At 63.9% G+C, this 22,964-nt stretch carries 22 protein-coding genes; 12 read left to right on the top strand and 10 right to left on the bottom strand.

Annotated elements, in window-relative coordinates; translation table 11 throughout:
* Nucleotides 1-111 precede the first annotated feature (111 nt).
* Nucleotides 112-1,050: a LysR family transcriptional regulator gene (locus DSC91_RS19935; protein ID WP_115780526.1), complete on the top strand. Its 939-nt coding sequence runs from the start codon at nucleotides 112-114 to the stop codon at nucleotides 1,048-1,050.
* A 219-nt stretch (nucleotides 1,051-1,269) separates the two neighbouring features.
* Nucleotides 1,270-1,428 (top strand): hypothetical protein, encoded by a 159-nt coding sequence (locus tag DSC91_RS37885; protein ID WP_167470516.1) that lies wholly within the window; start codon nucleotides 1,270-1,272, stop codon nucleotides 1,426-1,428.
* Nucleotides 1,429-1,587: 159 nt separating this feature from the next.
* Here DSC91_RS37885 and DSC91_RS19930 read toward each other — a convergent pair whose 3' ends face one another.
* From DSC91_RS19930 to wrbA, 5 genes are all read right to left on the bottom strand, one after another.
* Nucleotides 1,588-2,307, bottom strand: coding sequence for an SOS response-associated peptidase (locus DSC91_RS19930; RefSeq protein ID WP_115780525.1), 720 nt, complete (start codon nucleotides 2,305-2,307; stop codon nucleotides 1,588-1,590).
* Nucleotides 2,308-2,579: 272 nt separating this feature from the next.
* Nucleotides 2,580-3,386, bottom strand: coding sequence for a metallophosphoesterase (locus DSC91_RS19920; RefSeq protein ID WP_115783363.1), 807 nt, complete (start codon nucleotides 3,384-3,386; stop codon nucleotides 2,580-2,582).
* Between the two features lie 48 nt (nucleotides 3,387-3,434).
* On the bottom strand, nucleotides 3,435-4,853 hold the full coding sequence (locus DSC91_RS19915) for an FAD-binding oxidoreductase (protein WP_115780523.1): 1,419 nt from the start codon (nucleotides 4,851-4,853) through the stop codon (nucleotides 3,435-3,437).
* Between the two features lie 101 nt (nucleotides 4,854-4,954).
* The gene (locus DSC91_RS19910) at nucleotides 4,955-5,392 is read right to left on the bottom strand and encodes a DUF2069 domain-containing protein (RefSeq protein WP_115780522.1); all 438 of its coding nucleotides are present in this window, start codon (nucleotides 5,390-5,392) and stop codon (nucleotides 4,955-4,957) included.
* Nucleotides 5,389-5,991, bottom strand: coding sequence for an NAD(P)H:quinone oxidoreductase (gene wrbA, locus DSC91_RS19905; protein WP_115780521.1), 603 nt, complete (start codon nucleotides 5,989-5,991; stop codon nucleotides 5,389-5,391). The genes DSC91_RS19910 and wrbA overlap by 4 nt, the downstream gene beginning before the upstream one ends.
* A gap of 128 nt (nucleotides 5,992-6,119) precedes the next feature.
* Between wrbA and DSC91_RS19900 the strand changes: the two genes are divergently transcribed.
* Nucleotides 6,120-7,436, top strand: a complete 1,317-nt coding sequence (locus tag DSC91_RS19900) for a YihY family inner membrane protein (protein ID WP_115783361.1) — start codon at nucleotides 6,120-6,122, stop codon at nucleotides 7,434-7,436.
* Between the two features lie 182 nt (nucleotides 7,437-7,618).
* Here the strand turns inward: DSC91_RS19900 and DSC91_RS19895 are convergent, their stop codons facing one another.
* The 3 genes from DSC91_RS19895 to DSC91_RS19885 all read right to left on the bottom strand — a co-directional run bounded on the left by DSC91_RS19895 (nucleotide 7,619) and on the right by DSC91_RS19885 (nucleotide 10,411).
* Nucleotides 7,619-7,939 (bottom strand): Mpo1-like protein, encoded by a 321-nt coding sequence (locus tag DSC91_RS19895; protein ID WP_012433756.1) that lies wholly within the window; start codon nucleotides 7,937-7,939, stop codon nucleotides 7,619-7,621.
* Nucleotides 7,940-8,138: 199 nt separating this feature from the next.
* Nucleotides 8,139-8,984: an alpha/beta fold hydrolase gene (locus DSC91_RS19890; protein WP_115780520.1), complete on the bottom strand. Its 846-nt coding sequence runs from the start codon at nucleotides 8,982-8,984 to the stop codon at nucleotides 8,139-8,141.
* Nucleotides 8,981-10,411 carry an O-acetylhomoserine aminocarboxypropyltransferase gene (locus DSC91_RS19885; RefSeq protein ID WP_115780519.1) on the bottom strand — a complete coding sequence of 477 codons (1,431 nt, stop codon included), beginning with the start codon at nucleotides 10,409-10,411 and terminating at the stop codon, nucleotides 8,981-8,983. Before DSC91_RS19885 ends, DSC91_RS19890 begins: the two co-directional genes overlap by 4 nt.
* A 250-nt stretch (nucleotides 10,412-10,661) precedes the next feature.
* On the opposite strand from DSC91_RS19885, the gene DSC91_RS19880 reads away from it, so the two are divergent.
* The 4 genes from DSC91_RS19880 (at nucleotide 10,662) to DSC91_RS19865 (ending at nucleotide 16,058) form a co-directional block, all read left to right on the top strand.
* A complete protein-coding gene (locus tag DSC91_RS19880; RefSeq protein ID WP_115780518.1) occupies nucleotides 10,662-11,126 on the top strand; it encodes a CBS domain-containing protein in 465 nt (154 codons plus the stop codon).
* Nucleotides 11,127-11,267: 141 nt separating this feature from the next.
* Nucleotides 11,268-13,205 (top strand): MFS transporter, encoded by a 1,938-nt coding sequence (locus tag DSC91_RS19875; protein ID WP_115780517.1) that lies wholly within the window; start codon nucleotides 11,268-11,270, stop codon nucleotides 13,203-13,205.
* Between the two features lie 231 nt (nucleotides 13,206-13,436).
* Nucleotides 13,437-14,537 (top strand): chorismate synthase, encoded by a 1,101-nt coding sequence (gene aroC, locus DSC91_RS19870; RefSeq protein ID WP_115780516.1) that lies wholly within the window; start codon nucleotides 13,437-13,439, stop codon nucleotides 14,535-14,537.
* Between the two features lie 45 nt (nucleotides 14,538-14,582).
* The gene (locus tag DSC91_RS19865; RefSeq protein WP_115780515.1) at nucleotides 14,583-16,058 is read left to right on the top strand and encodes a tetratricopeptide repeat protein; all 1,476 of its coding nucleotides are present in this window, start codon (nucleotides 14,583-14,585) and stop codon (nucleotides 16,056-16,058) included.
* A gap of 136 nt (nucleotides 16,059-16,194) precedes the next feature.
* Here DSC91_RS19865 and DSC91_RS19860 read toward each other — a convergent pair whose 3' ends face one another.
* Entirely contained in the window at nucleotides 16,195-17,868 is a 1,674-nt protein-coding gene (locus tag DSC91_RS19860) for an electron transfer flavoprotein-ubiquinone oxidoreductase (RefSeq protein WP_115780514.1), read from the bottom strand.
* Nucleotides 17,869-18,059: 191 nt separating this feature from the next.
* Here DSC91_RS19860 and DSC91_RS19855 point away from each other — a divergent pair, with 191 nt between their 5' ends.
* Together DSC91_RS19855 and DSC91_RS19850 are read left to right on the top strand one after the other, a co-directional pair.
* The gene (locus DSC91_RS19855) at nucleotides 18,060-18,836 is read left to right on the top strand and encodes an SDR family oxidoreductase (protein ID WP_115780513.1); all 777 of its coding nucleotides are present in this window, start codon (nucleotides 18,060-18,062) and stop codon (nucleotides 18,834-18,836) included.
* A gap of 95 nt (nucleotides 18,837-18,931) precedes the next feature.
* Nucleotides 18,932-19,363 carry an acyl-CoA thioesterase gene (locus DSC91_RS19850; RefSeq protein WP_115780512.1) on the top strand — a complete coding sequence of 144 codons (432 nt, stop codon included), beginning with the start codon at nucleotides 18,932-18,934 and terminating at the stop codon, nucleotides 19,361-19,363.
* Nucleotides 19,364-19,463: 100 nt separating this feature from the next.
* Here DSC91_RS19850 and DSC91_RS19845 read toward each other — a convergent pair whose 3' ends face one another.
* Nucleotides 19,464-20,009 (bottom strand): LuxR C-terminal-related transcriptional regulator, encoded by a 546-nt coding sequence (locus DSC91_RS19845; RefSeq protein WP_097389914.1) that lies wholly within the window; start codon nucleotides 20,007-20,009, stop codon nucleotides 19,464-19,466.
* Nucleotides 20,010-20,282: 273 nt separating this feature from the next.
* Between DSC91_RS19845 and DSC91_RS19840 the strand changes: the two genes are divergently transcribed.
* The 3 genes from DSC91_RS19840 (at nucleotide 20,283) to DSC91_RS19830 (ending at nucleotide 22,899) form a co-directional block, all read left to right on the top strand.
* The gene (locus DSC91_RS19840) at nucleotides 20,283-20,987 is read left to right on the top strand and encodes a CoA transferase subunit A (protein ID WP_115780511.1); all 705 of its coding nucleotides are present in this window, start codon (nucleotides 20,283-20,285) and stop codon (nucleotides 20,985-20,987) included.
* A 2-nt stretch (nucleotides 20,988-20,989) separates the two neighbouring features.
* Nucleotides 20,990-21,631 (top strand): CoA transferase subunit B, encoded by a 642-nt coding sequence (locus DSC91_RS19835; RefSeq protein ID WP_115780510.1) that lies wholly within the window; start codon nucleotides 20,990-20,992, stop codon nucleotides 21,629-21,631.
* 356 nt (nucleotides 21,632-21,987) lie between these two features.
* Nucleotides 21,988-22,899, top strand: coding sequence for an alpha/beta fold hydrolase (locus DSC91_RS19830; RefSeq protein ID WP_115780509.1), 912 nt, complete (start codon nucleotides 21,988-21,990; stop codon nucleotides 22,897-22,899).
* The last annotated feature ends 65 nt before the right edge of the window (nucleotides 22,900-22,964 follow it).

Below are 22,964 nucleotides of genomic sequence, written 5' to 3'. Positions count from 1 at the left end.
CACGTTGCACGGGACCGGAGCACTGTGCGTGGGGCCGGAGCAGGTGCTGAAGCACCGGCTCAGGGTCGATATAAGCGCGGATGCGCTAACTCCGGATCGACAGGGAAAAGTATGGATACGCTTCAAAACATGCGCGTATTTGTCCGGGTCGTCGAGGCGGGCAGTTTCACGGGGGCAGCGCAGCACCTGAACACGACCACGGCGTACGCGTCGCGCGCGGTTTCCGACCTGGAAGCGCACCTGCGCACGCGTCTGTTGAACCGCACCACGCGCCGTATTGCGTTGACCGAGGCGGGGGAGCGCTATCTGCAGCGCTGCGAGCAGATCCTCGCTTACGTGGATCAGGCGGAAGCGGAGGCCAGCGACGCCCACGCCCGCCCGTCCGGCAAGCTCAAGGTCCACGCCATGACGAGCTTCGGCCAACACTATGTGGTGCCGGCGGTGGGCCGCTATCAGGAGCGCTATCCGGATGTGCATATCGAACTGACGCTCGCGCAGCGTATGCCCGATCTGCTCGACGAAGGCTTCGACGTCTCGCTGACGCTGGCAACCGGGCTGCCGGATTCGGGGCTGGTGTCGCAGCGGCTGGGCAGCGCGTTCAGCATTGCGTGCGCGTCGCCGGCTTATCTGGAGCGGCACGGCGTGCCGCAAACACCCTCGGACCTCGCGCGCCATACCTGCCTGCAAATGGTGACGCCGATATTCCCGACCGAGAAATGGATCTTCGACGGCCCGAACGGCGAGGAAACCATTGCCCTCGGCCCGGCCACCTTTCAGGTGAACGTCGCCGAAGCCATGGCGGTTGCGGTAAGCAGCGGCATGGGGGTTGGCCTGATTCCGATCTACTCCGCGATCAGCGGTTTGCGTAGCGGGAATCTCGTGTGGCTGTTGCCGGAATACACCTCGCAGGAAATGAATCTGTACGCGCTGTATCCGTCCCGGCAGTATCTGGACGCAAAAATTCGCACCTGGGTCGAATTTCTGCGCGACGAGCTGCCCGCCACGCTGGCCGTCGATCAGGAAGAGTTGCGCCAGTTCGCGCGCACCTGAAGCAGTGCCGCGCGGGCGGTTGACCATTGTTGACGGTTTCACGCGGAGATGGCGTGACCGTCTGTTACATAAGTGCCGCGCCGCAACATTTCCTTACTTCTGGGCCGCGGTCGATTTGCTAACGTGTGGTTCATGCGCTGCCGCATTCAGCCGGACGCGTTCAATTAGCCGCCGTTCGGCAAATCGCAACAACCGCAACCATTGAAGGAAGAGGGATTCATGGATACGCATCTGATGATCGGCGTGGCCGTCATGCTGGGACTGATCGGAATCGCCGCATCGCGCGATCTGCTGCGCCGCCTGCGTGACCAGCAGCCGCAACTGGTGCCGATCAAGGTCGAGCGTCCCGATCGGCAGGAACCGCGGCGCGATCGTTGAGGCTGGCCGGCGCGTTAGGCCGCTGGGTCACTGGGCGCGCGGCAATTGAGCTTGTTGTTGCATTTTTTCGGTGCGTCTTGCGGGTTGCCGCGCCGGTGCGGTCGGGGTGCCGAACCCTTTCGAACCGCTTCGAACTGTTTCGATCCGCGCTCCGCACGTTCAGTGCAGCGCTTTGATCAGATCCGGCTCGTCATTGAGTGTGCGGTCCACCTCTGGGCTCACCCGGTGCCAGCGGAATCGCGCGGCGGGTAGGCAGGCGCTGCGCGCGAGTTCTTCGAGTTCGTCGAACTGCAGGGCCGGATCCAGCCAGCGGCGCGCCGCCTCCGGCGCGAACACCAGCGGGCGGCGGCCGTGTACGTCGATTAGGCCCGCGTCGGCGGTGGCTGTTACGATCACCAGCCCCATGCCTTCCGTTTGCGGTTCCGTGCCGCGTACGCTCGATAGGGCCGCGAGGTACATCGGCGCGTCGCTTTTCAGGTGCACGAAGTAGGGCTGGCGGACCGTTGCCTCGACTTGCGCTGCGTTATCCTCGTGCGACGTTCCGGGCGCCGCTTCCATGCGCCATTCGAACCAGCCGTCTGCCGGCACAATAACCCGCCCGGTTTTCCACAGGTCCTTGAAGTAGCGCGTGTGCGGCGCGGTTTCGGCGCGCGCGTTGATCGTCTGCGGCAGATGCTGTTCGCGTGCCCAATCCGGGCAGTAGCCCCAATGGATCGCGTGCAGCGTTTGGTCCGGGTAAATCGCGAGCGGATGAGTGCCAGGCGCGAGGTTGTAGCCGGGACGGCGGTCGGCGTCGTCGAACAGCATGAGCGGATCGGCGAGGCCGAGCTGCTGTGCGTACAGATACGGATCGCGGTATTGGCTGATTCGACCACACATGAGCGACCTCCTGAGATCACTGCTGGCGGGTTTGGCCGACTCGAGCTATCCGAGCCATTCAGGCGATTTGGCCTGGCGCCGAAGCGGCCGAAGCTGAGCCCGAAACGCCGAGACGCCGAGACGCCGAGACGCCGAGACGCCGAGACGCCGAAACGCCGAAACGCCGAAACGCCGAGACGTTGACCACGAGCCGGCCCGACCCGAATCCAACGACAACCACAGCGTAGTGCGTGGCGTCTGGCCGCGCTACCCAGATCGGCCCCAAGCCGACGCTATATCTCGACGACTTTATCCCACGTGAACTGCGGATTTTCCGGCTGACGGGTGCGCCGGTCGAGATAGCCGCGCGGATTGCAGACCACGCGCGTGCCGTTCACGGTGTAATCGAATGACGTATGCGTATGCCCGTGAATCCACAGCGCGACGGGCGAGCGCACCAGGTCCGGCAAATGATTGACGAAACCGGCCGACGCGCGGTCTTCGGCATAGCGCTCGGCCAGGCTCTGCCGATGCGGCGCGTGATGCGTGACGACGATCGTCTTGCCGCCGAACGGCTTCGCCAGCTCGCTTTCGAGCCAGGCACGCGCCCGCCGGTGCAGCGCGAGAGAATCGTCAGGAGTGAAGTCGCGCGGCGAGTCCTGGGTGTCGTGCGGCCAGTTCATCTGGATCAGGCCGCGGAAGTCGAGCATCACCCGGCGCGATGCGTCGATGGACTCCGTGAGCGTGTCAGGGTCCGCGCCGTATAACGCGAAGTCGGTCCACAAGGTGGCGCCGAGCACGCGCCAGCGGCCTTGCGGGTCGATCAGCGCGGCGTTATTGAGCACGTGGACGTTGTCGACCTGCGCGGCTGCGTCGTAGAGAGCGGTTTCGAGCGCGCCGAATTCGCCGTCGTAGTACTCGTGATTGCCAGGCACGTAGATCACCGGCACGGCGCCGTCGAAAGTCTGCGCGGCCCAGCGCGGGCCGGCCGCGTGATTGTGGATGTCGCCGGCCAGCACGATCAGATCCGCGTGCGCATGCGGAATCAGCTCGGGCTCGTCGTATTCCAGATGCAGATCGGACAGCACGCGAATCTTCACGACGACTCCTCCCATGAGCCTCGCACCAGAAGGTGAAGGCTCCAATCCCTAGCGTAGCACTTTGCCCGGATTCATCAGGTTCTGCGGATCCAGCGCGCGTTTGACGGCGCGCATCAACTGCACCTCGACATCCTGCTTGTAGTGCATCGCTTCGTCGATTTTCAGCTGGCCGAGGCCGTGTTCCGCGCTGATGCTGCCACGATGCCGGTGCACGCTGTCGTAGACGATCTGGTTGATCGGGCTTTGCCAGGTCCTGAGGAATGCTTTTGCGTCGACGCCCTCGGGCGCCTGCACGTTGTAATGCAGATTGCCGTCGCCGAGATGCCCGAACGTGACCATGCGCACGCCCGGCACGGCTTGCGCGATTGCCGCGTCGGTTTCCTCGATAAAGTGGCCGATGCGTGAAATCGGCACCGCGATATCGTGTTTGATGTTCAACCCTTCCTCGGCCTGCGCGAGTGGGATGTGTTCGCGCAAATTCCAGAATGCCCGTGACTGCGCGAGACTTTCCGCGACCACCGCGTCTTCGACCAGACCTTCTTCGAGCGCGGTTTCCATCAGACGTTCGAACAGTCCGCGCGCGTGCGCCTCGCTTTCGCTGTCCGACAGTTCCAATAGCACGATTTGCGCATGTGGATCGGCGAACGGGTAGCGCATCTGCTCGAAATGCCGGCCCACCAGCCGAAGGCAGAAATCCGACATCAGTTCGAAACCGGTCAGAAGCGGCCCGGCGACGCGTTGCGTGAGCGACAGGAAATCGAGCGCCGCATGTGGCGACGCGAGGGCGGCGAGCGCCGTGACGCGTGCGGCCGGCTGCGGATGCAGCTTGAGCACGGCGGCGGTGATGATGCCGAGCGTGCCTTCCGCGCCGATGAACAGATCGCGCAGGTCGTAGCCGGTATTGTCCTTGCGCAGTCCGCGCAGGCCGTCCCACAGTTCGCCTTGCGGCGTGACCACTTCCAGGCCGAGACACAGCTCGCGCGTGTTGCCGTAGCGCAGTACGCCGGTGCCGCCCGCGTTGGTGGCGAGATTGCCGCCGATCGTGCAGCTGCCTTCCGCGGCAAGGCTCAGGGGGAACAGGCGGCCCGCTTCCTCGGCGTGCTTCTGGACTTCGGCGAGGATCACGCCGGCTTCGACGGTGATCGTGTTGTTGTGCGGATCGATGTCGCGCACGCGATTCAGACGCCGCAGACTGATGACCGCCTGCGCACCGCTTGCATCCGGCGTGGCGCCGCCGGCCAGACCGGTGTTGCCGCCTTGCGGCACCAGCGCGATGCGATGTTCGACGGCGAGTTTGACGAGCGCCGCGACTTCGTCAGGCGTGGCCGGGCAGAGCACCGCGCAGGCCGCGCCGGTGTAGCGGCGGCGCCAGTCGGTGAGGTAGGGGGCGGTGTCGTGCGGGTCGGTGAGCACCTGGGCGGCGCCGATGGCGTCGCGGCAAGCGGAGAGGAATGCGGCTTGGGTCATGTTGGTCGGTCAGGATGTTCGGCGGACAGGTTGCGCGGGAAGTGACGCGAGAGGCGGCGCAAAAGGCGGCACAAAAAGCGACGCGAAAAGCGCTGCTCTCATCATGTGCTTTCCTCGGCCTGCCCGGCGTTTTGCTGTGCGTTCTCTTGTGCTGCCTGCCTGGCCACCCGTTTTGCCGCGCGCTTGAACGGCGCGACGTACGCGAGCGTGCAGATGAAAAAAACCACGGCGAGGGCGGCTTCGAGCCAGCCGAGGCGGGCGCTCAGGCCGGGGTCGCTCCAGCCGCGCACGATGCCCTCGGCAAAATACAGCAGGATCAGCATCGACGCCCATTGCAGCGTGTAAAGCCGGCGCCGCCACACGCCGGGCAGGGCGAGCAGTAGCGGCACGGCTTTGAGCACCAGCGCCGAACCGCCCGGACGCAGCGGCGCGAGCCACCATTCCCACGCGACGGACAAGACGATCAGCGCGAGCAAGGCGGTGCTGGCACCGAGCGCGGCAGCGCGGTTTTGCTGCACGGGCAAGGCGGTTGCGCTCACGGCCGTTCGCTCATGGACGCCGCCGTGCGGGCAACGCGGGCGCCGAGGGCAATCGCGAGCGTCTTTTCGTCGGCGGAGATACCCTGTTCGGCCGTGCCCGCGCGTGCGAAATGCGACGCGCCATAGGGTGTGCCGCCGGTTTGCGTGGTGGAGAGCGCGCTCTCGGTGTATGGAATGCCGACGATCAGCATGCCGTGATGCAGAAGCGGCAGCATCATCGACAGCAGCGTCGACTCCTGGCCGCCGTGCAAGCTGCCGGTGGAGGTGAACACGCAGGCCGGTTTGCCGGACAGCGCGCCCGAAAGCCACTGCGGCGTGGTGCCGTCGAGAAAGTATTTCAGCGACGCGGCCATGTTGCCGAAGCGGGTAGGCGAACCGAGCGCGAGACCGGCGCATTCCTCGAGGTCGCGCAGTTCGACGTAGGGCGGCCCTTCAGCGGGGATATCGGGCTGGGTTGCTTCGCAGACGGTGGAAACCGCCGGTACGGTGCGCACGCGCGCCTGCATGCCGGGGACGCTGTCGACGCCGTGCGCGATCGCCAGCGCAAGCTCGCGCGTGGCGCCGTGACGGCTGTAATAGAGCACGAGAATGTCTTTCATAGGCCTCATTGGTGAACGGGTATTATAGGGGCTGGGTCCGCTGCACAGGCCATCCATAGCCATTCGGCCAGGCCTCGCGCAAGGTCCTGAAACACCGTTTTACGAAGCAGGGAGGTAGGGAGGTGGGTTTGTTGTCCAGGGTGCGTTTCGATCTCGACACGCTCAAACGGCTCGCGCAGTTTGCGGCAAAGCGCAGTAGCGAAGACCGCATTCCGCAGGTGGCCGGCAGCCTCACGTTCACTACCATGCTCGCGCTCGTGCCGCTCGCCACGGTCGCGTTCGCGCTGTTCACCGCGTTTCCGCTTTTCAGTTCGTTTCAGATGTCGCTGCAGATATTTCTCGCCGACCATCTGATGCCCGCGCAACTCAACAGTCAGATTTTCGACTATCTGAATCAGTTCGCGTCGAAGGCCAAGGGCCTCACGACCATCGGCATGATTTTTCTGTTCGTCACCGCCGTGATGACGATGATGACCGTGGAATCCGCTTTCAACGTGATCTGGCGGGTGCGCAAGGCGCGGCCAATCGCGCAGCGCATCCTGGTCTACTGGGCAATCATCACGCTCGGCCCGATTCTGATCGGCGTGAGCCTGTCGATTTCCTCCTATCTGTTCACGCGCTCCATGGCGCTTACTACGGCCGTTCAACATATTCCGCCGGTGATCGATTGGGCGCTGACCAGTGCTGCGCTGCCGTTGACGGCGCTCGCCTTCACGATGCTGTACGTGTTTCTGCCGAACTGCCGGGTGGAGTGGCGCGATGCCGTGATCGGCGGGGTGGCTGCCGCGGTCGCCTTCGAACTCGCCAAGCGCGGCTTTGGCTATTACGTGCGCCGCATTCCCACCTACACGACGGTGTACGGCGCATTTGCCGCCGTGCCGCTGTTTCTGCTGTGGATGTATCTATGCTGGTTCATCGCGCTGGCCGGCGCGATGATCGCCTCGGCGTTGCCGGCGATCCGCATTGGCCAGTTTCACCGGCCGACTTTCGAGGGCAGCGATCTGTTCGATTCGCTTGAGCTCCTCGCGCGGCTCTCGGAAGCGCGCGATTCGGGCAAGCGTGGCCACACGGTGCCGGAACTCTCGCGTATGCTTCGCCGCGAGATGGATACCACGCTCAAGCTGCTGCAAAAGCTCGAGGAGATCGAATGGATCGCGCGCTTGCAGGACGACGACACGCGCGAGCACTTCCTGCTGCTGGCGAATCCTGCGCAGATCACGGTCGAGCGCCTGTTCGGCCTGTTCGTGATCGACCGCGCGGAGCTGGATTATCAGCTTGAACTTGCTTCTACACGCGTGGACGGCCAGACGCTGCTGGCGGCGCTGGAAAACGACAAGCTGAAAGTGACGCTCGCTACGCTGCTGGCTGCTCGTGCTGCCGCGCGAGCAGCGCGCGCCCAGGAAAGCGAGCAGGGCACTTCTTCAATGCCACATCAGGCTGCCTGAAGCCGCAGCAAATCATGGATGCCTGAATGCCACATCAGGCTGCCTGAAGCTGCGGCAATCGTGGATGCCTGAATGCCACATCAGGCTGCCCGAAGCTGCGGCAATTCACGGATGCCTGAGTGGCCGCATCAGGCAGGCTAAACTCACGGCGAAACCCTGGCCGAAGGCACAGGACGCCAAACCTACAGCGAAATCTTGCCGACGCAGATGTCCTTGAACATCACCCAATCGCCCATCAGGCTATACAGCGGATGCCGGAAGGTAGCCGGCCGGTTCTTCTCGAAGAAGAAATGCCCGACCCAGGCAAAGCCATATCCGCAGATCACAGCGGCCGGCAGCCATAGCCAGTCGCCGGTGGCGAGCGCCATGGCAAGGCAGCCGATCACGCCGAGCGAACCCACGAAATGCAGCCGCCGCGATACCGTGTTGCGATGCTCGCTCAGGTAGTACGGATAAAACTCCGCGAAACTCGCGAAGTGATCGGTGTGCGCGGTTTGAGCCATGATGGCCTCCGAATGTCGACGCTACTCGATTCCGTGCCCGTCGCTCCCAGGTTGCTTCGCGGCGCACCGATCTGCTCGGAGCGTGCTCGAAACAGGACAGGCTTGACCCATTGTGCGGCTATCGGGCGATGCGCGCAACCTGGCCATTCGGCCGATGGCGCGCCTCCACATGCCCGGTTATCGTGACGACTCGCAGCAACTATCGAACGCCGGTTGGAACGGCGCCCGCGGCTTTCGAGGCGAAGCTGAACAGCGCGTCGAGTGTGGCATCGGGCTGCTCGGTCATCAACGCATGGCCGGCCTCGAGCGTGACCGTGTCGGCCGGTACGCCGGCTTGGGAGAGTGCGGCGGCGAGCGCTTTGGCAGCACGGGGCGGTGTCATCGCATCGCGCCGGCCCACGATCAGGCGCGTTGGGCACCGCACCTCCGTGGCGCGTGTGAGACCGTCCGCGTAGCTATTGCAGGCGGTGAAGTCGGTGTGGAACAGATGCGTCTCGCCGCTTGCCGAGACACGTTCCATCAATCGCTGGTTCATGCCGTGCAGCCAGAAGCCCGGGCCGGGGCACGAGGGCTTGGCGGCGAGTGTCGAGTGCGACCATTGATTGACCATGTCGATTGCATCGGACTCGCGATGCAGGGCGGCGTCGAGCAAGGTGTCGGAGACGGCCATCGGCACGGCGGTGGCGAGCAGCGCCAGATGCGTCACGCGCTGCGGATAGCGGCCGGCGAAGTCGAGGGCGATCAGCGAGCCCATGCTATGGCCGGCCACGAAGGCGCGCTGCACGCCGGCGGCATCGAGCAGGGCGGCCAGCCAGTCGGCCATTGCCGTCACGGTGGTGAGCGCGGGGCCGGCGCTGCGGCAGTGTCCGGGCAGATCGACCGCCAGCACGCCGAAGCCGTGATGCGCGAAGTACCGCGTTTGCAATGCCCACACGCTATGGTCATGTTCGGCGCCGTGAATGAACACGGCGGTTGGCCGGCTGGGGTCGAATGGCTTGCCGCCGGTGTACGCGTAGGCGGGCTTGCCTTGAACGGTGAGGATCATGCGGACTCCGGGCGAGATCCGTCGGTATCGGCGGGCGGGGCGGATGGGCTGCCGTTTGCCGAAGCAGCGGGCGAGCCGGAATGGCTGTCTTTTACCGTGTTGGACGGACCGGATGGTCCACTCCCCGGCGCAGTTGTCCCGCTCGCTTTCTGCGCGGCTTTCAGCGCGCGTTTGAGGTCGTCGATCAGATCGTCGGGGTCCTCAAGACCGATCGACAGGCGGATCGTGCCTTCCGCGATGCCGGCTGCGGCGAGCGCGGCAGCGTCCATGCGGAAGTGCGTTGTCGATGCGGGATGGATGACCAGTGAGCGCGCGTCGCCAACGTTGGCGAGATGCGAGAACAGCGAAAGCGCCTCAATGAAGCTGCGCCCGGCAGCGCGGTCGCCGCGCAGATTGAAGCTGAACACCGCGCCCGCGCCGCGTGGCAGCAAACGCTTCGCGAGCGCATGGTCCGGATGCGACGCCAGTTCGGGGTAGGCGACGGCTTCGACGGCAGGGTGCGCGCACAGGAACTCGACCACCTTGCGCGTATTCGCGACGTGCCGTTCCATGCGTAGCGGCAGCGTCTCGATGCCTTGCAGCAGTTGCCAGGCGGCCTGAGGGTGCAGGCACGCGCCGAAGTCGCGCAAGCCCTCGCGGCGCGCGCGCAGGAGGAACGGCGCGACCGTGCTTTCCTCGGCGAACACCATGCCGTGAAATCCTTCGTACGGTTCGGTAAATTCGGGGAAACGGCCAGACGCGTCGAAGTCGAACGTGCCGCCGTCCACGAGTACGCCGCCGATCGTGGTGCCGTGGCCGCCGAGGAATTTGGTCGCCGAGTGATAGACGAAGTCGGCGCCATGCTCGAACGGCTTGAGCAGATAGGGCGTGGTGAAGGTCGAATCGACCAGCAGCGGCACGCGGTGCTCATGCGCGAGCTGCGCCACCGCGGCGATATCGAGCACGTCGAGGCCCGGATTGCCGAGCGTCTCGCCAAACAGCAGGCGCGTGTTCGGGCGCAGTGCGGCGCGCCACGCGTCGAGGTCGCCCGGTTTGACGAAGGTCGTTTCGATGCCGAAGCGCCGCAGCGTGTAGTGCAGCAGGTTATGCGAGCCGCCGTACAGCGCGCTGGAGGCGACGATATGGCAGCCGGCGCCCATCAACGTGGCGATCGCCAGATGCAGCGCGGCCTGGCCGCTGGCGGTGCCGATCGCGCCCGCGCCGTTTTCCAGCGCGGCCACGCGCTCCTCGAACACGGCCACGGTCGGATTCGAGATGCGCGAGTAGACGTGGCCGGCGCGTTCCATATTGAAGAGCGCCGCGGCGTGGTCCGAGTCGCGGAACGAAAACGAGGTAGTCTGGTAAATAGGCGTGGCGCGCGCGCCGGTGGTCGGGTCGGGCGCGGCGCCGGCGTGCAGCGCAAGCGTATCGAAACGGTTGGCGGACATGCTGGGCGGCGAGGCCACGGACGGCCTCGCGAAAGGTGAAAGTGGCGGCCATCCTATCACCGGCACGGATCGCTTCAAGCGCGGTTTTCCCGCGGGTTGGCCAATGTGGGCACGCTCAACGACCCCGGGCCGACCTTGCAAACGCCCGTGGCGCCTTGGTGGGCGGGCCGCTTTCCTTTTATGGACCTTTCCGCTAGGATCGAAAGTCATTCAGGCAATATCGGCTTAGCGAGTATCACGGAGACAAATCATGCGAGTCAGCGACATTCTTAAAGTCAAAGGCAACACCCTTTTCACGGTTACGCCGGATACCACGCTGCACGACGCAGTCAATACGATGGCCGAGCACGATATCGGCTCGCTGGTCGTGATGGAATACGGCGACCTCGTCGGCATGCTGACGTTTCGCGAAATCATTCTGACCTTGAGCAAGCACGGCGGCAGCCTCGGCACCTCCACGATCCGCAAGTTGATGGACGACCATCCGCTCACCTGCACGCCCGAAACGGACGTCAACGAGGTGCGCCGCATGATGCTCGAGCATCACGTGCGCTATTTGCCGGTGCTGGAAAGCCGCACGCTGATGGGCGTGATCTCGTTCTACGACGTCGCGAAGGCGGTGGTCGAAGAGCAGGGTTTCGAAAACCGCATGCTCAAGGCCTACATCCGCGACTGGCCGGAAGAACCGCAGGAACAGCAACCGGCGCCGCGCTAACTCACGCGCGGTGGCTCACAGCGGCGTTCGCGCCGTTGCCGTGAGTGTGAAGAAGCGGTCAAGGCGCGCGCGAAAGCGTGCGCTTTTTTTGTGCCCGGCGCTTTTCCCTTTGCTGCTCTTTTAGCCCGTTTTCCGAACCTCATGAGCGATCGTCCGTTACCTGCTGCCCGCCGTGCCTCCCGCTCCCACGAGACGCACGAGTCCCAGTTCCGCCTGCTTGGCCAGCGCCGCTTCGCACCGTTTTTCTGGACCCAGTTTCTCGGCGCGATGAACGACAACGTGTTCAAGATCGGCTTCACGTCGCTCGTCACGTATCAGGCGGCGCGCTTTTCCGGTGTCGATCCGAAAACCGCGGCGTTCCTGATTTCGGCGATCTTCATTCTGCCGTTCGTGCTGCTGTCGGCCACCTCGGGCCAGATCGCGGACAAATACGACAAGGCGATGCTCACGCGCTTCGTCAAGAGCTTCGAGATCGTCGTGATGCTGATCGGCGGCGCGGGTTTCTGGCTGCATAGCGCGCCGTTGCTGTATCTGTGCACGTTTCTGATGGGCGTCCATTCGACCGTGTTCGGACCAGTCAAGTATTCGTATCTGCCGCAGCATCTGTCGAAGTCGGAACTGGTCGGCGGTAACGGGATGGTCGAAATGGGCACTTTCGTCGCGATCCTGATCGGCACAATTGTCGGCGGCGTGGGTGCGGGATTTGTCGAGCATGGCGCGGTGGTGCTGGCCTGCGCCTGTGTCGGGATTGCGCTGGTGGGGCGGCTCGTGTCGAACTTCGTGCCAGTCACGGCGGCGCCGCAACCCGATCTGCGCATCAACTGGAATCCGGTCAGCGAGACGTGGCGCAACCTGAAACTCGCGCGCGAAAACCGGACGGTGTTTCTGAGCCTCCTGGGGATCTCCTGGCTGTGGTTCGTCGGCGCCACTTTTCTGTCCTCGTTTTTCAGTTTCGCGAAAAACGTGCTGTCCGCCGATCCGGACGTCGTGACCGTGCTGCTCGGCACGTTTTCGATCGGCATCGGCCTCGGTTCGCTGATGTGCGAAAGGCTCTCGAAGCGGCGCATCGAAATCGGCCTCGTGCCGCTCGGCTCGATCGGCATGAGCGTGTTCGCGATCGATCTGTTCTTCGCGAGTCATGCGTTGCCAGCCGCCGGGCATCTGCTGAGCGTCGGCGAATTCCTCGTGCGGCCGGCCCATTGGCGCGTGCTGGCCGATCTGTTTCTGCTGGCCATGTTCGGCGGCCTTTACAGCGTGCCGCTCTATGCGCTGATCCAGAGCCGCAGCCAGCCGAGCCACCGCGCGCGCATCATCGCCGCGAACAATATCCTGAATTCGCTGTTCATGATCGTCTCGGCGTTGATGGCGATGGGATTGACCGCGGCGGGCTTCAGTATCCCGGCGATTTTCCTCGTCACCGCGCTGCTGAATATTGTCGTCGCGACATACATTTATTCGCTCGTGCCCGAGTTTTTGCTGCGCTTTGTCGCCTGGGTGCTGGTGCATACGTTCTACCGGATTCGCCTGGTGCATGCCGAGCGGATTCCGGAAGAGGGCGCGGCTGTGCTGGTGTGCAACCACGTGAGCTTTGTCGACGCGATCGTCATCATGGCCGAGAGCCCACGGCCAATCCGCTTCGTAATGGATCATCAGATCTTCAAATCGCCCTTCGCCGGCTGGGTGTTCCGCCATGCGAAGGCAATTCCGATCGCACCTGCCCATCAGGATCCGGAATTGCTGACGCGCGCCTATGAGCGCTGCGCCGAGGCGCTCGTCGAGGGCGATCTGGTCTGCATCTTTCCGGAGGGCAAGTTGACGAAGACAGGCGAGATGAATCCGTTCCGCCACGGCGTGACCGAGATCGTCCGCCGGGCACCGGCGCCGGTGATACCGATGGCGCTGCGCGGGCTGTGGGGTAGCGTGTTTTCGCGCGCCAACGACGCGCACTGGCCGCGGCCGGTCCAGAAGGGCGTGATGAGCCGGCTGACGCTGGCGGTGGGCGAGCCGATCGATCCCGCGCACGCGACGCCTGAAGTGCTGCAGCAGATCGTCACCGAGTTGCGCGGGGCACGGAAGTAGCGCGTCCGGATACCTGGCCGTCGGCCGGACTCGTGCTGCAAACCCAGGCGCGACGGCGTTCGCGGGCGCAGCCGGCGGCGACCGGCGTCGTGCGCGCCGACGTGTACTGCCGCACCGTACTTCCGCTCCCCCACGACTTGTCCAGAAGTCATAGACCGGCAAGCAACCCGGCCCTGGCCCCTGCCAGGCTGGCATAATGGTGCTTTCCCCGCATTTCTTTGGACGACGCCCATGTCCGGCAACACGCTCGGTACGCTTTTCACTGTCACGACCTTCGGCGAATCGCACGGCCCCGCTATCGGCTGCGTGATCGACGGCTGCCCGCCGGGCATGGCGCTTGGCGAAGCCGACATCCAGCTTGAACTCGACCGCCGCAAACCCGGCACGTCGCGCCACGTCACGCAGCGCCAGGAAGAAGACAAGGTCGAGATCCTGTCGGGCGTGTTCGAAGGCCAGACCACCGGCGCGCCGATCGCGCTCCTGATCCGCAACACCGACCAGCGCAGCAAGGACTACGGCAATATCGCGGACACCTTCCGTCCCGGTCACGCCGACTACACCTACTGGCAGAAATACGGCATTCGCGACTATCGCGGCGGCGGCCGCTCGTCGGCCCGTCTGACTGCACCGACCGTCGCGGCCGGTGCAGTCGCGAAGAAATGGCTGCGCGAAAAGTTCGGCACTGAAATTCGCGGCTACATGGCGGCGCTGGGCGAGATCGACGTGCCGTTCGTCGACTGGGCGCATGTGCGTGAAAATCCGTTCTTCGTTCCGAATGCCGAGATCGTGCCGGAGCTGGAAGCGTATATGGACGCGTTGCGTAAAGACGGCGACTCGATCGGCGCGCGCATCAACGTCGTGGCTTCCGGTGTGCCGGTCGGACTCGGCGAACCACTGTTCGATCGCCTCGATGCGGATATCGCGCACGCCATGATGGGCATCAACGCGGTGAAGGGCGTGGAAATCGGCGCGGGTTTCGCCAGCGTCGCGCAACGCGGTTCGGTGCACGGCGACGAATTGACGCCGGAAGGCTTCGTCGGCAATCACGCGGGTGGTGTGCTCGGCGGTATTTCGACCGGACAGGACATCACCGTGTCGATCGCGATCAAGCCGACGTCGAGCATTCGCACGCCGCGCCGCTCGATCGACAAGGCGGGGCAGCCGGCCATCGTCGAAACGTTTGGGCGCCATGACCCGTGCGTCGGCATCCGTGCCACGCCGATCGCCGAGTCCATGCTCGCGCTGGTGCTGATCGATCACGCGCTGCGCCACCGTGCGCAATGCGGCGACGTCGCTGTGAGCACGCCGAAGATCGCCGCGAGCGCGCCGTAAAGGACGCTCTCTGAGCGTTCTCCTACCGCGCGCAGCGTCGTTTCAATGACCGATACGAACACCGGGCCGGCAGACAACCAACTCGCGGACCTGCGTGCGCGCGCCACCGCGCCGCATGCCCGCGCGGCCGATTGCCTCGCGTTCGGGCAAACGCTGCTGCAACGAGCCGGGCGCGACATAACCCGCCGGCGCGAAGCGCTTGCCGCGCTGCTGCGCGCCTGGCAACTCGATTCCGCCTGCGAACCCACACTGCTTCACACGATTGCGCAGACGGCCTTCATCGTGCGCGACTGGGCGCTTGTCGAATCCTCCACTACGCTGCTTCTCGAACGGAACGGCGAAGACGCCAACGCGCTGATCTGGCGTGCCGCCGCTGTCCAGCAGCGCAACGATTTCGACACCGCCGAGCGGCTGCTGTGCGAAGCGGTGCGCGTCGTGCCCGCCAATCCGGTGGCGCTTCACAAGCTCGCGTTGTGCATCAAGGAGCAGGCACGTTTTGCCGAAGCGGAAGCATTGCTCAGGCAAGTGCTCGTGCTGTCGCCGAACAACGCGCACGCACTGTTCGATCTGTCGGAGCTCGAAATCCGCACGGGACGTTTCGCCGAAGGCTGGGCGCACTACGAATCACGCGTCGCGTTCGGCGACGATTTGAATAACGCGCAGCATGCGCTCGCTGCAATCAGCGCACCTTGGCAGGGCGAATCGCTGGAAGGCAAGACGCTGATCGTGTACGGCGAGCAGGGCAATGGCGATTGTCTTTGGGCGGTGCGCTTTCTGCCGCTGCTGGCCGAGCGGGCGCGCCGCGAAGGTGGCCGGGTGATCTTCGGTCACGACGGGCCGTTGCGGCATCTATTCGAACGGATGCTGCCCGCCGACTTGCCGCTCGAAACGAACCTTGAAACGCAGCCTGACTTTCATTGCGGGCTGATGAGCTTGCCGTTGCGGCTTGGCGTCGTCGATGCAAACGGGTGGGGTGCGCCGTATCTGAGCGCCGAGTCCGCGCGTGTGCACGCATGGCGCGAGCGGGTCCATGCGCACACGGCTGGCAAGCCGGGTAGTCGCAACGTCGGTTTGGTGTGGAACGGGAATCCTGAGCATATCCGCGATATGCGGCGGTCGGTGCCTGTCGGGCAACTCGAGCCGCTATTGAGCGTGCCGGGCGTGACCTGGTTTGCGTTGTCGCCTGGGCGCAGCGAGACTGTCGCGCAGTGGCGGGCCGAGGGTCTCGATGTTGTGGACCTGACGCACCATTTCCAGTCCGGATTCGACGATGTCGCTGCGTTGCTGGCGAATCTCGATCTGGTCGTTACGATCGACAGCGGACCTGCGCATCTGGCGGGAGCGCTGGGCGTGCCGACGTGCTTGATGATCGATCATGTGTCGGCGTGGTTTTGGGGCGACGAGTCGCGTACCACGGCCTGGTACGATTCGATCGAGCTCTTTCGGCAGCCTGAGATTGGTGCGTGGGCGCCGGTGCTGGCTAGCGTGCGAGAGCGGATTGAAATGATGCGGGGCGCTTGAGCTTTTTTGCTTTGCGGCAGCGTTGGCACTACGCCTGCGGCAGATGCCTGTTTATCTTTTTCCTGCACGGCGCGATTGTCTGCGTGCCGCACGCGGAGAGACGAACAGGCTCCGCGCACGGCAAACAAACACCGAATCACATGTTCGGATAGTTAGGCCCGCCGCCACCTTCAGGCGTCACCCACACGATATTCTGCGTCGGGTCCTTGATGTCGCAGGTCTTGCAGTGCACGCAGTTCTGCGCGTTGATCACGAGCCGCTCGTTGCCGTCGTCGTTCTTCACGAACTCGTACACCGCGGCCGGGCAGTAGCGTGACTCCGGACCGGCATACGTCTGCCAGTTCACATTGACCGGCACCGAAGGATCTTTCAGCGTCAGGTGAGCCGGCTGATTCTCTTCATGATTGGTGTTCGAGATGAACACGGAAGACAGCCGGTCGAATGTCAGTTTCCCATCCGGCTTCGGATAGACAATCGGCTTGCACTGCGACGCAGGTTTCAGCATCTCGTGATCCGAATGCTGGTGATGCAGCGTCCACGGCACGTTGCCGCCGAGCACCTTCTGCTCGAGACCCACCATCAGCGTGCCGAGGTACAGGCCCTTGCTCATCCATTGCTTGAAGTTGCGCGCCCGATGCAACTCCGTGTGCAGCCATGACGTCTTGAAGCTCTCCGGATAAGCGGTGAGTTCGTCCGACTGACGGCCGGCCTGCACCGCATCGAATGCCGCGTCAGCCGCGAGCATGCCGGTCTTGATCGCCGCGTGGCTGCCCTTGATCCGCGATGCATTCAGGAAGCCGGCATCGTCGCCCACCAGCGCGCCGCCCGGGAACACCAGCTTCGGCAGCGACAGCAGGCCGCCCGCGGTGATCGCCCGCGCGCCGTACGACACGCGCTTGCCGCCTTCGAGCACCGCGCGGATCGCCGGATGCGTCTTGTAGCGCTGGAATTCCTCGAACGGCGACAGATATGGGTTCGTATAGCCGAGGCCGACCACGAAGCCCACCACCACCTGGTTGTTGTCCATGTGATAGAGGAACGAGCCGCCGTAGGTGTCGTTTTCCAGCGGCCAGCCGGCCGTGTGCATCACCAGACCCGGCTTGTGTTTCGACGGGTCGATTTCCCACAGCTCCTTGATGCCGATCCCGTAGACCTGCGGATCGACGCCTTCGCGCAGCTTGAACCTGTCGTTCAGCTGGCGGCCGAGGTGCCCGCGCGCGCCCTCGCAGAACAGCGTGTACTTCGCGTGCAATTCCATGCCGAGCTGGAAGTTCTCGGTCGGCTCGCCGTCCTTGCCGATGCCGAGATTGCCGGTGGCCACGCCTTTGACCGATCCGTCGTCGTTGTACAGGATTTCGGCAGCCGGAAAGCCCGGGAAGATCTCGACGCCCAGCGCTTCGGCCTGCTGACCCAGCCAGCGCGTGACGTTCGCGAGGCTGATCACGTAGTTGCCGTGGTTCTTGAAGTTGTCCGGCAGCGCCCAGACCGGCACGCTCTTCGAGCCGGTTTCCGTCAGGAACAGGAATTTGTCTTCGGTCACGTCCACCGTCAGCGGCGCGCCTTTTTCCTTCCAGTCCGGAATCAGTTCGGTGATGGCGCGCGGATCCATCACCGCGCCCGACAGGATATGAGCCCCGATCTCCGAGCCTTTCTCCAGTACGCACACGCCAATCTCGACGCCTTTCTCAGCCGCCAGCTGCTTCAGGCGGATCGCCGCGGACAGGCCAGCCGGGCCGCCGCCGACGATCACGACGTCGTATTCCATCGACTCGCGTGGACCGTATTGCTCAATGAGACTTGCGGGGGTCATTGATGCTCCTCTTGTTACCGTTAGAATGCTTTTTTCGGGATCGTATTGTGGGCGATGGTCTGCGCCACTGCAACCCGATGAGTGTAGATTAGCACGATCGTTCTATTTCTGTGATACGGTATGACCCGCAACGACGGGCTTACCGCACCCGTCAACCGCGTCTGCAACAACAACCGAACAAGGGAACGACAATGGGCCGTTCGATCAATCTGGAAGGCAAGGTCGCGCTGATCACCGGCGCCTCGAGCGGGTTGGGGAAGCGCTTTGCTCAAGTATTGTCGCAGGCGGGCGCCAAGGTCGTGCTGGCGAGCCGACGCACCGAGCGCCTGAAGGAGTTGCGCGCCGAGATCGAAGCCTCGGGCGGCGCGGCGCACGTTGTTTCGCTCGACGTCACGGACTATCAGAGCATCAAGTCGGCCGTCGCCCACGCGGAAACCGAGGCGGGCACGATCGACATTCTGGTGAACAACTCCGGCGTGTCGACCACGCAGAAGCTTTCGGAGGTCACGCCGGCCGACTTCGAATACGTGTTCGACACTAACACGCGCGGTGCTTTCTTTGTCGCCCAGGAAGTCGCCAAACGCATGATCATGCGCGGCAACGGCGCGCAGAAACCGTCATACCGGATCATCAATATCGCGTCGATGGCGGGTTTGCGGGTGCTGCCGCAGATCGGCCTGTATTCGATGAGCAAGGCAGCCGTCGTCCATATGACGAAGGCCATGGCGCTGGAGTGGGGCAAGCACGGCATCAACGTCAACGCCATCTGCCCGGGCTATATCGATACCGAGATCAACCATCATCACTGGTCGACCGAGCAGGGGCAGAAGCTGGTGTCGATGCTGCCGCGTCATCGTGTCGGCAAGCCGGAGGATCTTGACGGGCTGTTGCTGCTGCTGGCGGCCGACGAATCGCAGTTCATCAACGGCTCGGTGATTGCCGCCGACGATGGGTTCGGGCTCGCCTGAACGCGTCTACCGGCTGCGGTTTTTTGTCCTGTTTGCGCCGGCCCACGCGCCGGTTTTGCCCTCGTTTCAACCCGTTAAAGAAGTACGGAAGTACGATGAGTGATTTTCACGCAGTTTTTGAAATGTCGATGCCGATCCGTTGGGGCGACATGGACGCATTCGGCCATGTGAACAACACGGTCTATTTCCGTTACATGGAGCAGGTGCGGATTTCCTGGTTCGAACAGATGGGTTTGGCCGGCAGCAACGCAGACGGGCAGGGGCCGGTGATCGTCAACGCATCGATGGAGTTTCTCAGGCAGTTGCACTATCCCGGCGACGTGATCGGCCGGATGTCCGTGGCCACGCCGGGCCGCAGCAGCTTTGACACGGGGTTCGAGCTCGTGCGTGGCGACGATCCGGACACGGTCTATGCGCGCGGCGCCGCGCGCTGCGTGTGGATCGACTACGCCGCGGGCAAGTCAGTGCCGGTTCCGGATAGGCTGCGCGCGACCATCGAGAGCGCGGCGCTGGTCAAGGCGGCTTGATCGCTGGTTTTCGCCGGTTGTCCCGCCGAACCGGCGGCGTGAGCTGTCCGTGCGTGCAAAGCGCAAGCGCTTATCACCCGGTTTTCAACGCTCGCTGCCCTCAATGCCCAAGCAAGCGCTGCAATAGCTCGGTCGCATTTCCCGTATCGTATTTGCGCATCAGGCGCGCGCGGTAGACATCGACCGTGCGCGGGCTGATATCCAGCGCCCGTCCGATCTGCTTGCTGGTTTTTCCGGTCACCAGTTGCGCGGCGATTTCCCGCTCGCGCGGGGTCAATTCGACCGCCACGCGCCGCGTCGCGCTCAAGTCCTCGAAAGTCCACACACCGGCCGCGTGCGGGTCCGTGCGTTGCTGCGCGCGGCCTGTCACGTGGCACCAGAACAATTCCCCGTTGGCCCGCTTCATGATCCGGTCGTCCGCGTAACTGCCTTGGGCAGTCATGATCGGCGGGATCCGTGCGCCGATCCGCTCGAATTCGTCCGTCGACGGATACAGCACCTGGAACGACTGGCCGAGCAGCGCCTCGCGCGTGCAGCCGAATATCGACGCCAGTTCGTCGTTGCAGTCTTCGATGATCCGCTCGCGCGACAGCACGAGTCCGATCGGGGCGAGGTGGAACGCGGTTTGGTAATCCAGTGCGGGCATGGGCTGGCGGCAAGTACTTATGTATTTTTGCGTATTGTGCCGTATGGCGCGCCCAGCGTAATCTTTCGGGCACATGACAAAGCGGCGAAGTGTCCGCGGCGTGCTTTGGCGCGAGGCAGGGCGCCCTGAGCGCAAAGCCGCCCGCGGATGACTAGAATGACGTGTCGGGCGTTTGCCTGCCGAACGTCTTGTCGAAGTCGCAACGATTCGCCAGCCGGCGTACCGGCGGCCGGCGCACCGGTTTCGGGTTTCCATAAAGGAAGGGACATACTGATGAACAAGGTCTATCCAGGCGCCGCCGAGGCGCTGAAAGACATCGTCAAGGACGGGCAGACGTTTGCCGTCGGCGGCTTCGGGCTGTGCGGCATTCCCGAGGCGCTGATCGCGGCGTTGCGCGATTCGAAGGTGCAGGGCATTACCTGCATCAGCAACAATGCGGGCGTCGACGGTTTCGGCCTTGGCTTGTTGCTCGAAACGCGCCAGATCAAGAAGATGATTTCGTCGTACGTGGGCGAGAACAAGGAGTTCGAGCGCCAGTATCTGGCCGGCGAACTCGAGCTCGAATTCACGCCGCAAGGCACACTCGCCGAGAAGCTGCGTGCCGGCGGCTCGGGCATTCCCGCCTTCTTCACGAACACCGGCTACGGCACGCTGATCGCCGAAGGCAAGGAAACCCGCCAGTTCGGCGAAAACCATTACGTGCTCGAACATTCGCTGACGGCCGACGTCGCGTTGGTCAAGGCATGGAAGGCCGACAAATCGGGCAACCTGATCTATCGCCGCACCGCGCGCAACTTCAACCCGATGTGCGCGATGGCCGGTAGGATCACGGTCGCGGAAGTCGAGGAAATCGTTGAAGTGGGCGAACTCGATCCAGACGCGATCCACACGCCGGGCATTTTCGTGCAGCGCATTGTGCTCAATGCGAATCCGGAAAAACGCATTGAACAACGCGTCGTCCGCGCGAAAGGAGACTGATCATGGCATGGACTCGTGACGAAATGGCCGCACGCGCGGCGAAGGAATTGCAGGACGGTTTCTACGTGAACCTCGGCATCGGTTTGCCCACGCTGGTGGCGAACCACGTGCCGGCGGGCGTCGAAGTGTGGCTGCAGTCGGAGAACGGCCTGCTCGGCATCGGCCCGTCGCCGACCGAAGAGGAAGTGGATGCCGACCTGATCAACGCCGGTAAGCAGACGGTGACCACGTTGCCGGGTTCGTCGATTTTCTCTTCGGCCGATTCGTTCGCGATGATTCGCGGCGGCCACATCAACCTGGCGATTCTGGGTGCGATGCAGATCAGCAAGAAGGGCGATCTGGCCAACTGGATGATCCCCGGCAAGATGATCAAGGGCATGGGCGGCGCGATGGATCTCGTCGCGGGCGTCAAGCGCGTGGTCGTGCTGATGGAACACGTTGCGAAGGGCGACCAGCACAAGATCCTCGAAGAATGCACGTTGCCGCTGACGGGCGTGGGCGTGGTCGATCAGATCATTACCGATCTCGGCGTGATCGAAGTGACGGAAGACGGCCTGAAGGTCACTGAGTTGGCGCCGGGCGTCAGCGTCGAGGAAATCAAGGCGAAGACGGGTGCGCCGCTGGATGTCAGCGCGGTGAACTGAATGGTCTTGTGAGCCGCTGCCTCGATCTATCTGACGGCGGCTGGCGGTAGCGCAGGTCGCCTTGTGGGGCGCGGGCGGCTTGCGAAGTGAGTCGAAGTAAGTTGAAGCGAGTTATGAGCGGGCGAGGCGCGAGTCTCGCCCGCTTTCTTTTTGGTGCCGTCTTCTTGCGCCGTTTGTACTGCCCGCGTCGGGGTGCCTGCACTGCGGCTTCTGCCCAGGCGCATCCTAGTCAGTCTTAGGCCGTTTGGTCGATCCTTGCCGCGCGGCAAAGCGGTTTACAATCGTTTGAAGATTCGACGTTCATTTTCCGCCGCTTGGTCCGTGCCGAGCCCATGGCGCTTTTGCAAGGAACCCAGATGACCGAGACGTCCGCTTCCTCCGCCGGGCGGCCCGCGCCGCGCCAACGTTATGTGCAATGCGCGAGCCCCGGTGGCCTGCACCGGATCGCCTACACCGAGTGGGGCGACCCCGCCAATCCACGCGTGCTGTTGTGTGTGCACGGGTTGACGCGCTCAGGGCGCGATTTCGACCGCCTCGCGGCGGAATTTGCCGGCACTTACCGCGTGGTGTGTCCGGATGTAGCGGGGCGGGGCTTGTCTTCGTGGCTCGCGAACCCCAACTTCTATGGCGTGCCGCAGTACGTTGCCGACATGGTCACGCTGATCGCGCGCCTGAACGTCGAAACGGTCGACTGGTTCGGTACGTCGATGGGCGGTCTGATCGGGCTCGCGCTGGCCGGCCTGCCGGAAACGCCGATTCGTAAAATGCTGTTGAACGACGTCGGGCCGCATCTGGAGCCGGTGGCCGTGCAGCGCATCGGCGATTACCTCGGCAAGCCCGTGCGTTTCGACACGCTCCAGCAGGGCGTCGATTACGCCGCGTTGCTTGCGCAAACCTTCGGTCCGCTCACGCCAGAGGAGTGGCGCGAAATCAATACGCCGCTTTTGCACGAGCAGGACGGCGCATGGTTGCTTCGCTACGACCCGCGCATCGCACAGCCGTTTACCGCCACGACCGAAGAGGCGGCCAAGCTCGGCGAGGCCGCGCTGTGGCATTCGCTGGCTGCGTTCCAGGGGCCGGTGCTGGTGGTGCGTGGCGAGCAATCGGATCTGCTCTCGCGTGAGACCGTCGCGAAGATGGTCGAGACCGGGCGGGCTGTGTCGAGTGCGGAAATCGCGGGCGTTGGGCATGCGCCGGCGTTTCTGTCGGCCGATCAGATCGGCCTCGCGAAGCAGTTCTTTATCGGGCCGGCCGCTGACGCGTCATAATATAGAGTTCCGCGCGGCGTCCTTAATCCTTGATCGAGCAGGCGCAATGCGGAACGCATCTTCGA

It is taken from the genome of Paraburkholderia caffeinilytica (assembly GCF_003368325.1).
In the GTDB taxonomy this organism is placed as follows: domain Bacteria; phylum Pseudomonadota; class Gammaproteobacteria; order Burkholderiales; family Burkholderiaceae; genus Paraburkholderia; species Paraburkholderia caffeinilytica.
Note: the sequence above shows the minus strand (reverse complement) of the source record. Positions and strands in the feature narration are given on the sequence as shown.

Bases quoted from the DNA above. Each gene is read 5' to 3' on its own strand.
- DSC91_RS37885 (WP_167470516.1), top strand. From the start codon at position 1,270: ATGGATACGCATCTGATGATCGGCGTGGCCGTCATGCTGGGACTGATC.
- DSC91_RS19875 (WP_115780517.1), top strand. From the start codon at position 11,268: ATGAGCGATCGTCCGTTACCTGCTGCCCGCCGTGCCTCCCGCTCCCAC.
- DSC91_RS19885 (WP_115780519.1), bottom strand. From the start codon at position 10,411: ATGTCCGCCAACCGTTTCGATACGCTTGCGCTGCACGCCGGCGCCGCG.
- DSC91_RS19890 (WP_115780520.1), bottom strand. From the start codon at position 8,984: ATGATCCTCACCGTTCAAGGCAAGCCCGCCTACGCGTACACCGGCGGC.
- DSC91_RS19835 (WP_115780510.1), top strand. From the start codon at position 20,990: ATGGCATGGACTCGTGACGAAATGGCCGCACGCGCGGCGAAGGAATTG.
- DSC91_RS19915 (WP_115780523.1), bottom strand. From the start codon at position 4,853: ATGACCCAAGCCGCATTCCTCTCCGCTTGCCGCGACGCCATCGGCGCC.
- wrbA (WP_115780521.1), bottom strand. From the start codon at position 5,991: ATGAAAGACATTCTCGTGCTCTATTACAGCCGTCACGGCGCCACGCGC.
- DSC91_RS19845 (WP_097389914.1), bottom strand. From the start codon at position 20,009: ATGCCCGCACTGGATTACCAAACCGCGTTCCACCTCGCCCCGATCGGA.
- aroC (WP_115780516.1), top strand. From the start codon at position 13,437: ATGTCCGGCAACACGCTCGGTACGCTTTTCACTGTCACGACCTTCGGC.
- DSC91_RS19880 (WP_115780518.1), top strand. From the start codon at position 10,662: ATGCGAGTCAGCGACATTCTTAAAGTCAAAGGCAACACCCTTTTCACG.
- DSC91_RS19930 (WP_115780525.1), bottom strand. From the start codon at position 2,307: ATGTGTGGTCGAATCAGCCAATACCGCGATCCGTATCTGTACGCACAG.
- DSC91_RS19895 (WP_012433756.1), bottom strand. From the start codon at position 7,939: ATGGCTCAAACCGCGCACACCGATCACTTCGCGAGTTTCGCGGAGTTT.
- DSC91_RS19935 (WP_115780526.1), top strand. From the start codon at position 112: ATGGATACGCTTCAAAACATGCGCGTATTTGTCCGGGTCGTCGAGGCG.
- DSC91_RS19855 (WP_115780513.1), top strand. From the start codon at position 18,060: ATGGGCCGTTCGATCAATCTGGAAGGCAAGGTCGCGCTGATCACCGGC.
- DSC91_RS19860 (WP_115780514.1), bottom strand. From the start codon at position 17,868: ATGACCCCCGCAAGTCTCATTGAGCAATACGGTCCACGCGAGTCGATG.
- DSC91_RS19830 (WP_115780509.1), top strand. From the start codon at position 21,988: ATGACCGAGACGTCCGCTTCCTCCGCCGGGCGGCCCGCGCCGCGCCAA.
- DSC91_RS19850 (WP_115780512.1), top strand. From the start codon at position 18,932: ATGAGTGATTTTCACGCAGTTTTTGAAATGTCGATGCCGATCCGTTGG.
- DSC91_RS19865 (WP_115780515.1), top strand. From the start codon at position 14,583: ATGACCGATACGAACACCGGGCCGGCAGACAACCAACTCGCGGACCTG.
- DSC91_RS19840 (WP_115780511.1), top strand. From the start codon at position 20,283: ATGAACAAGGTCTATCCAGGCGCCGCCGAGGCGCTGAAAGACATCGTC.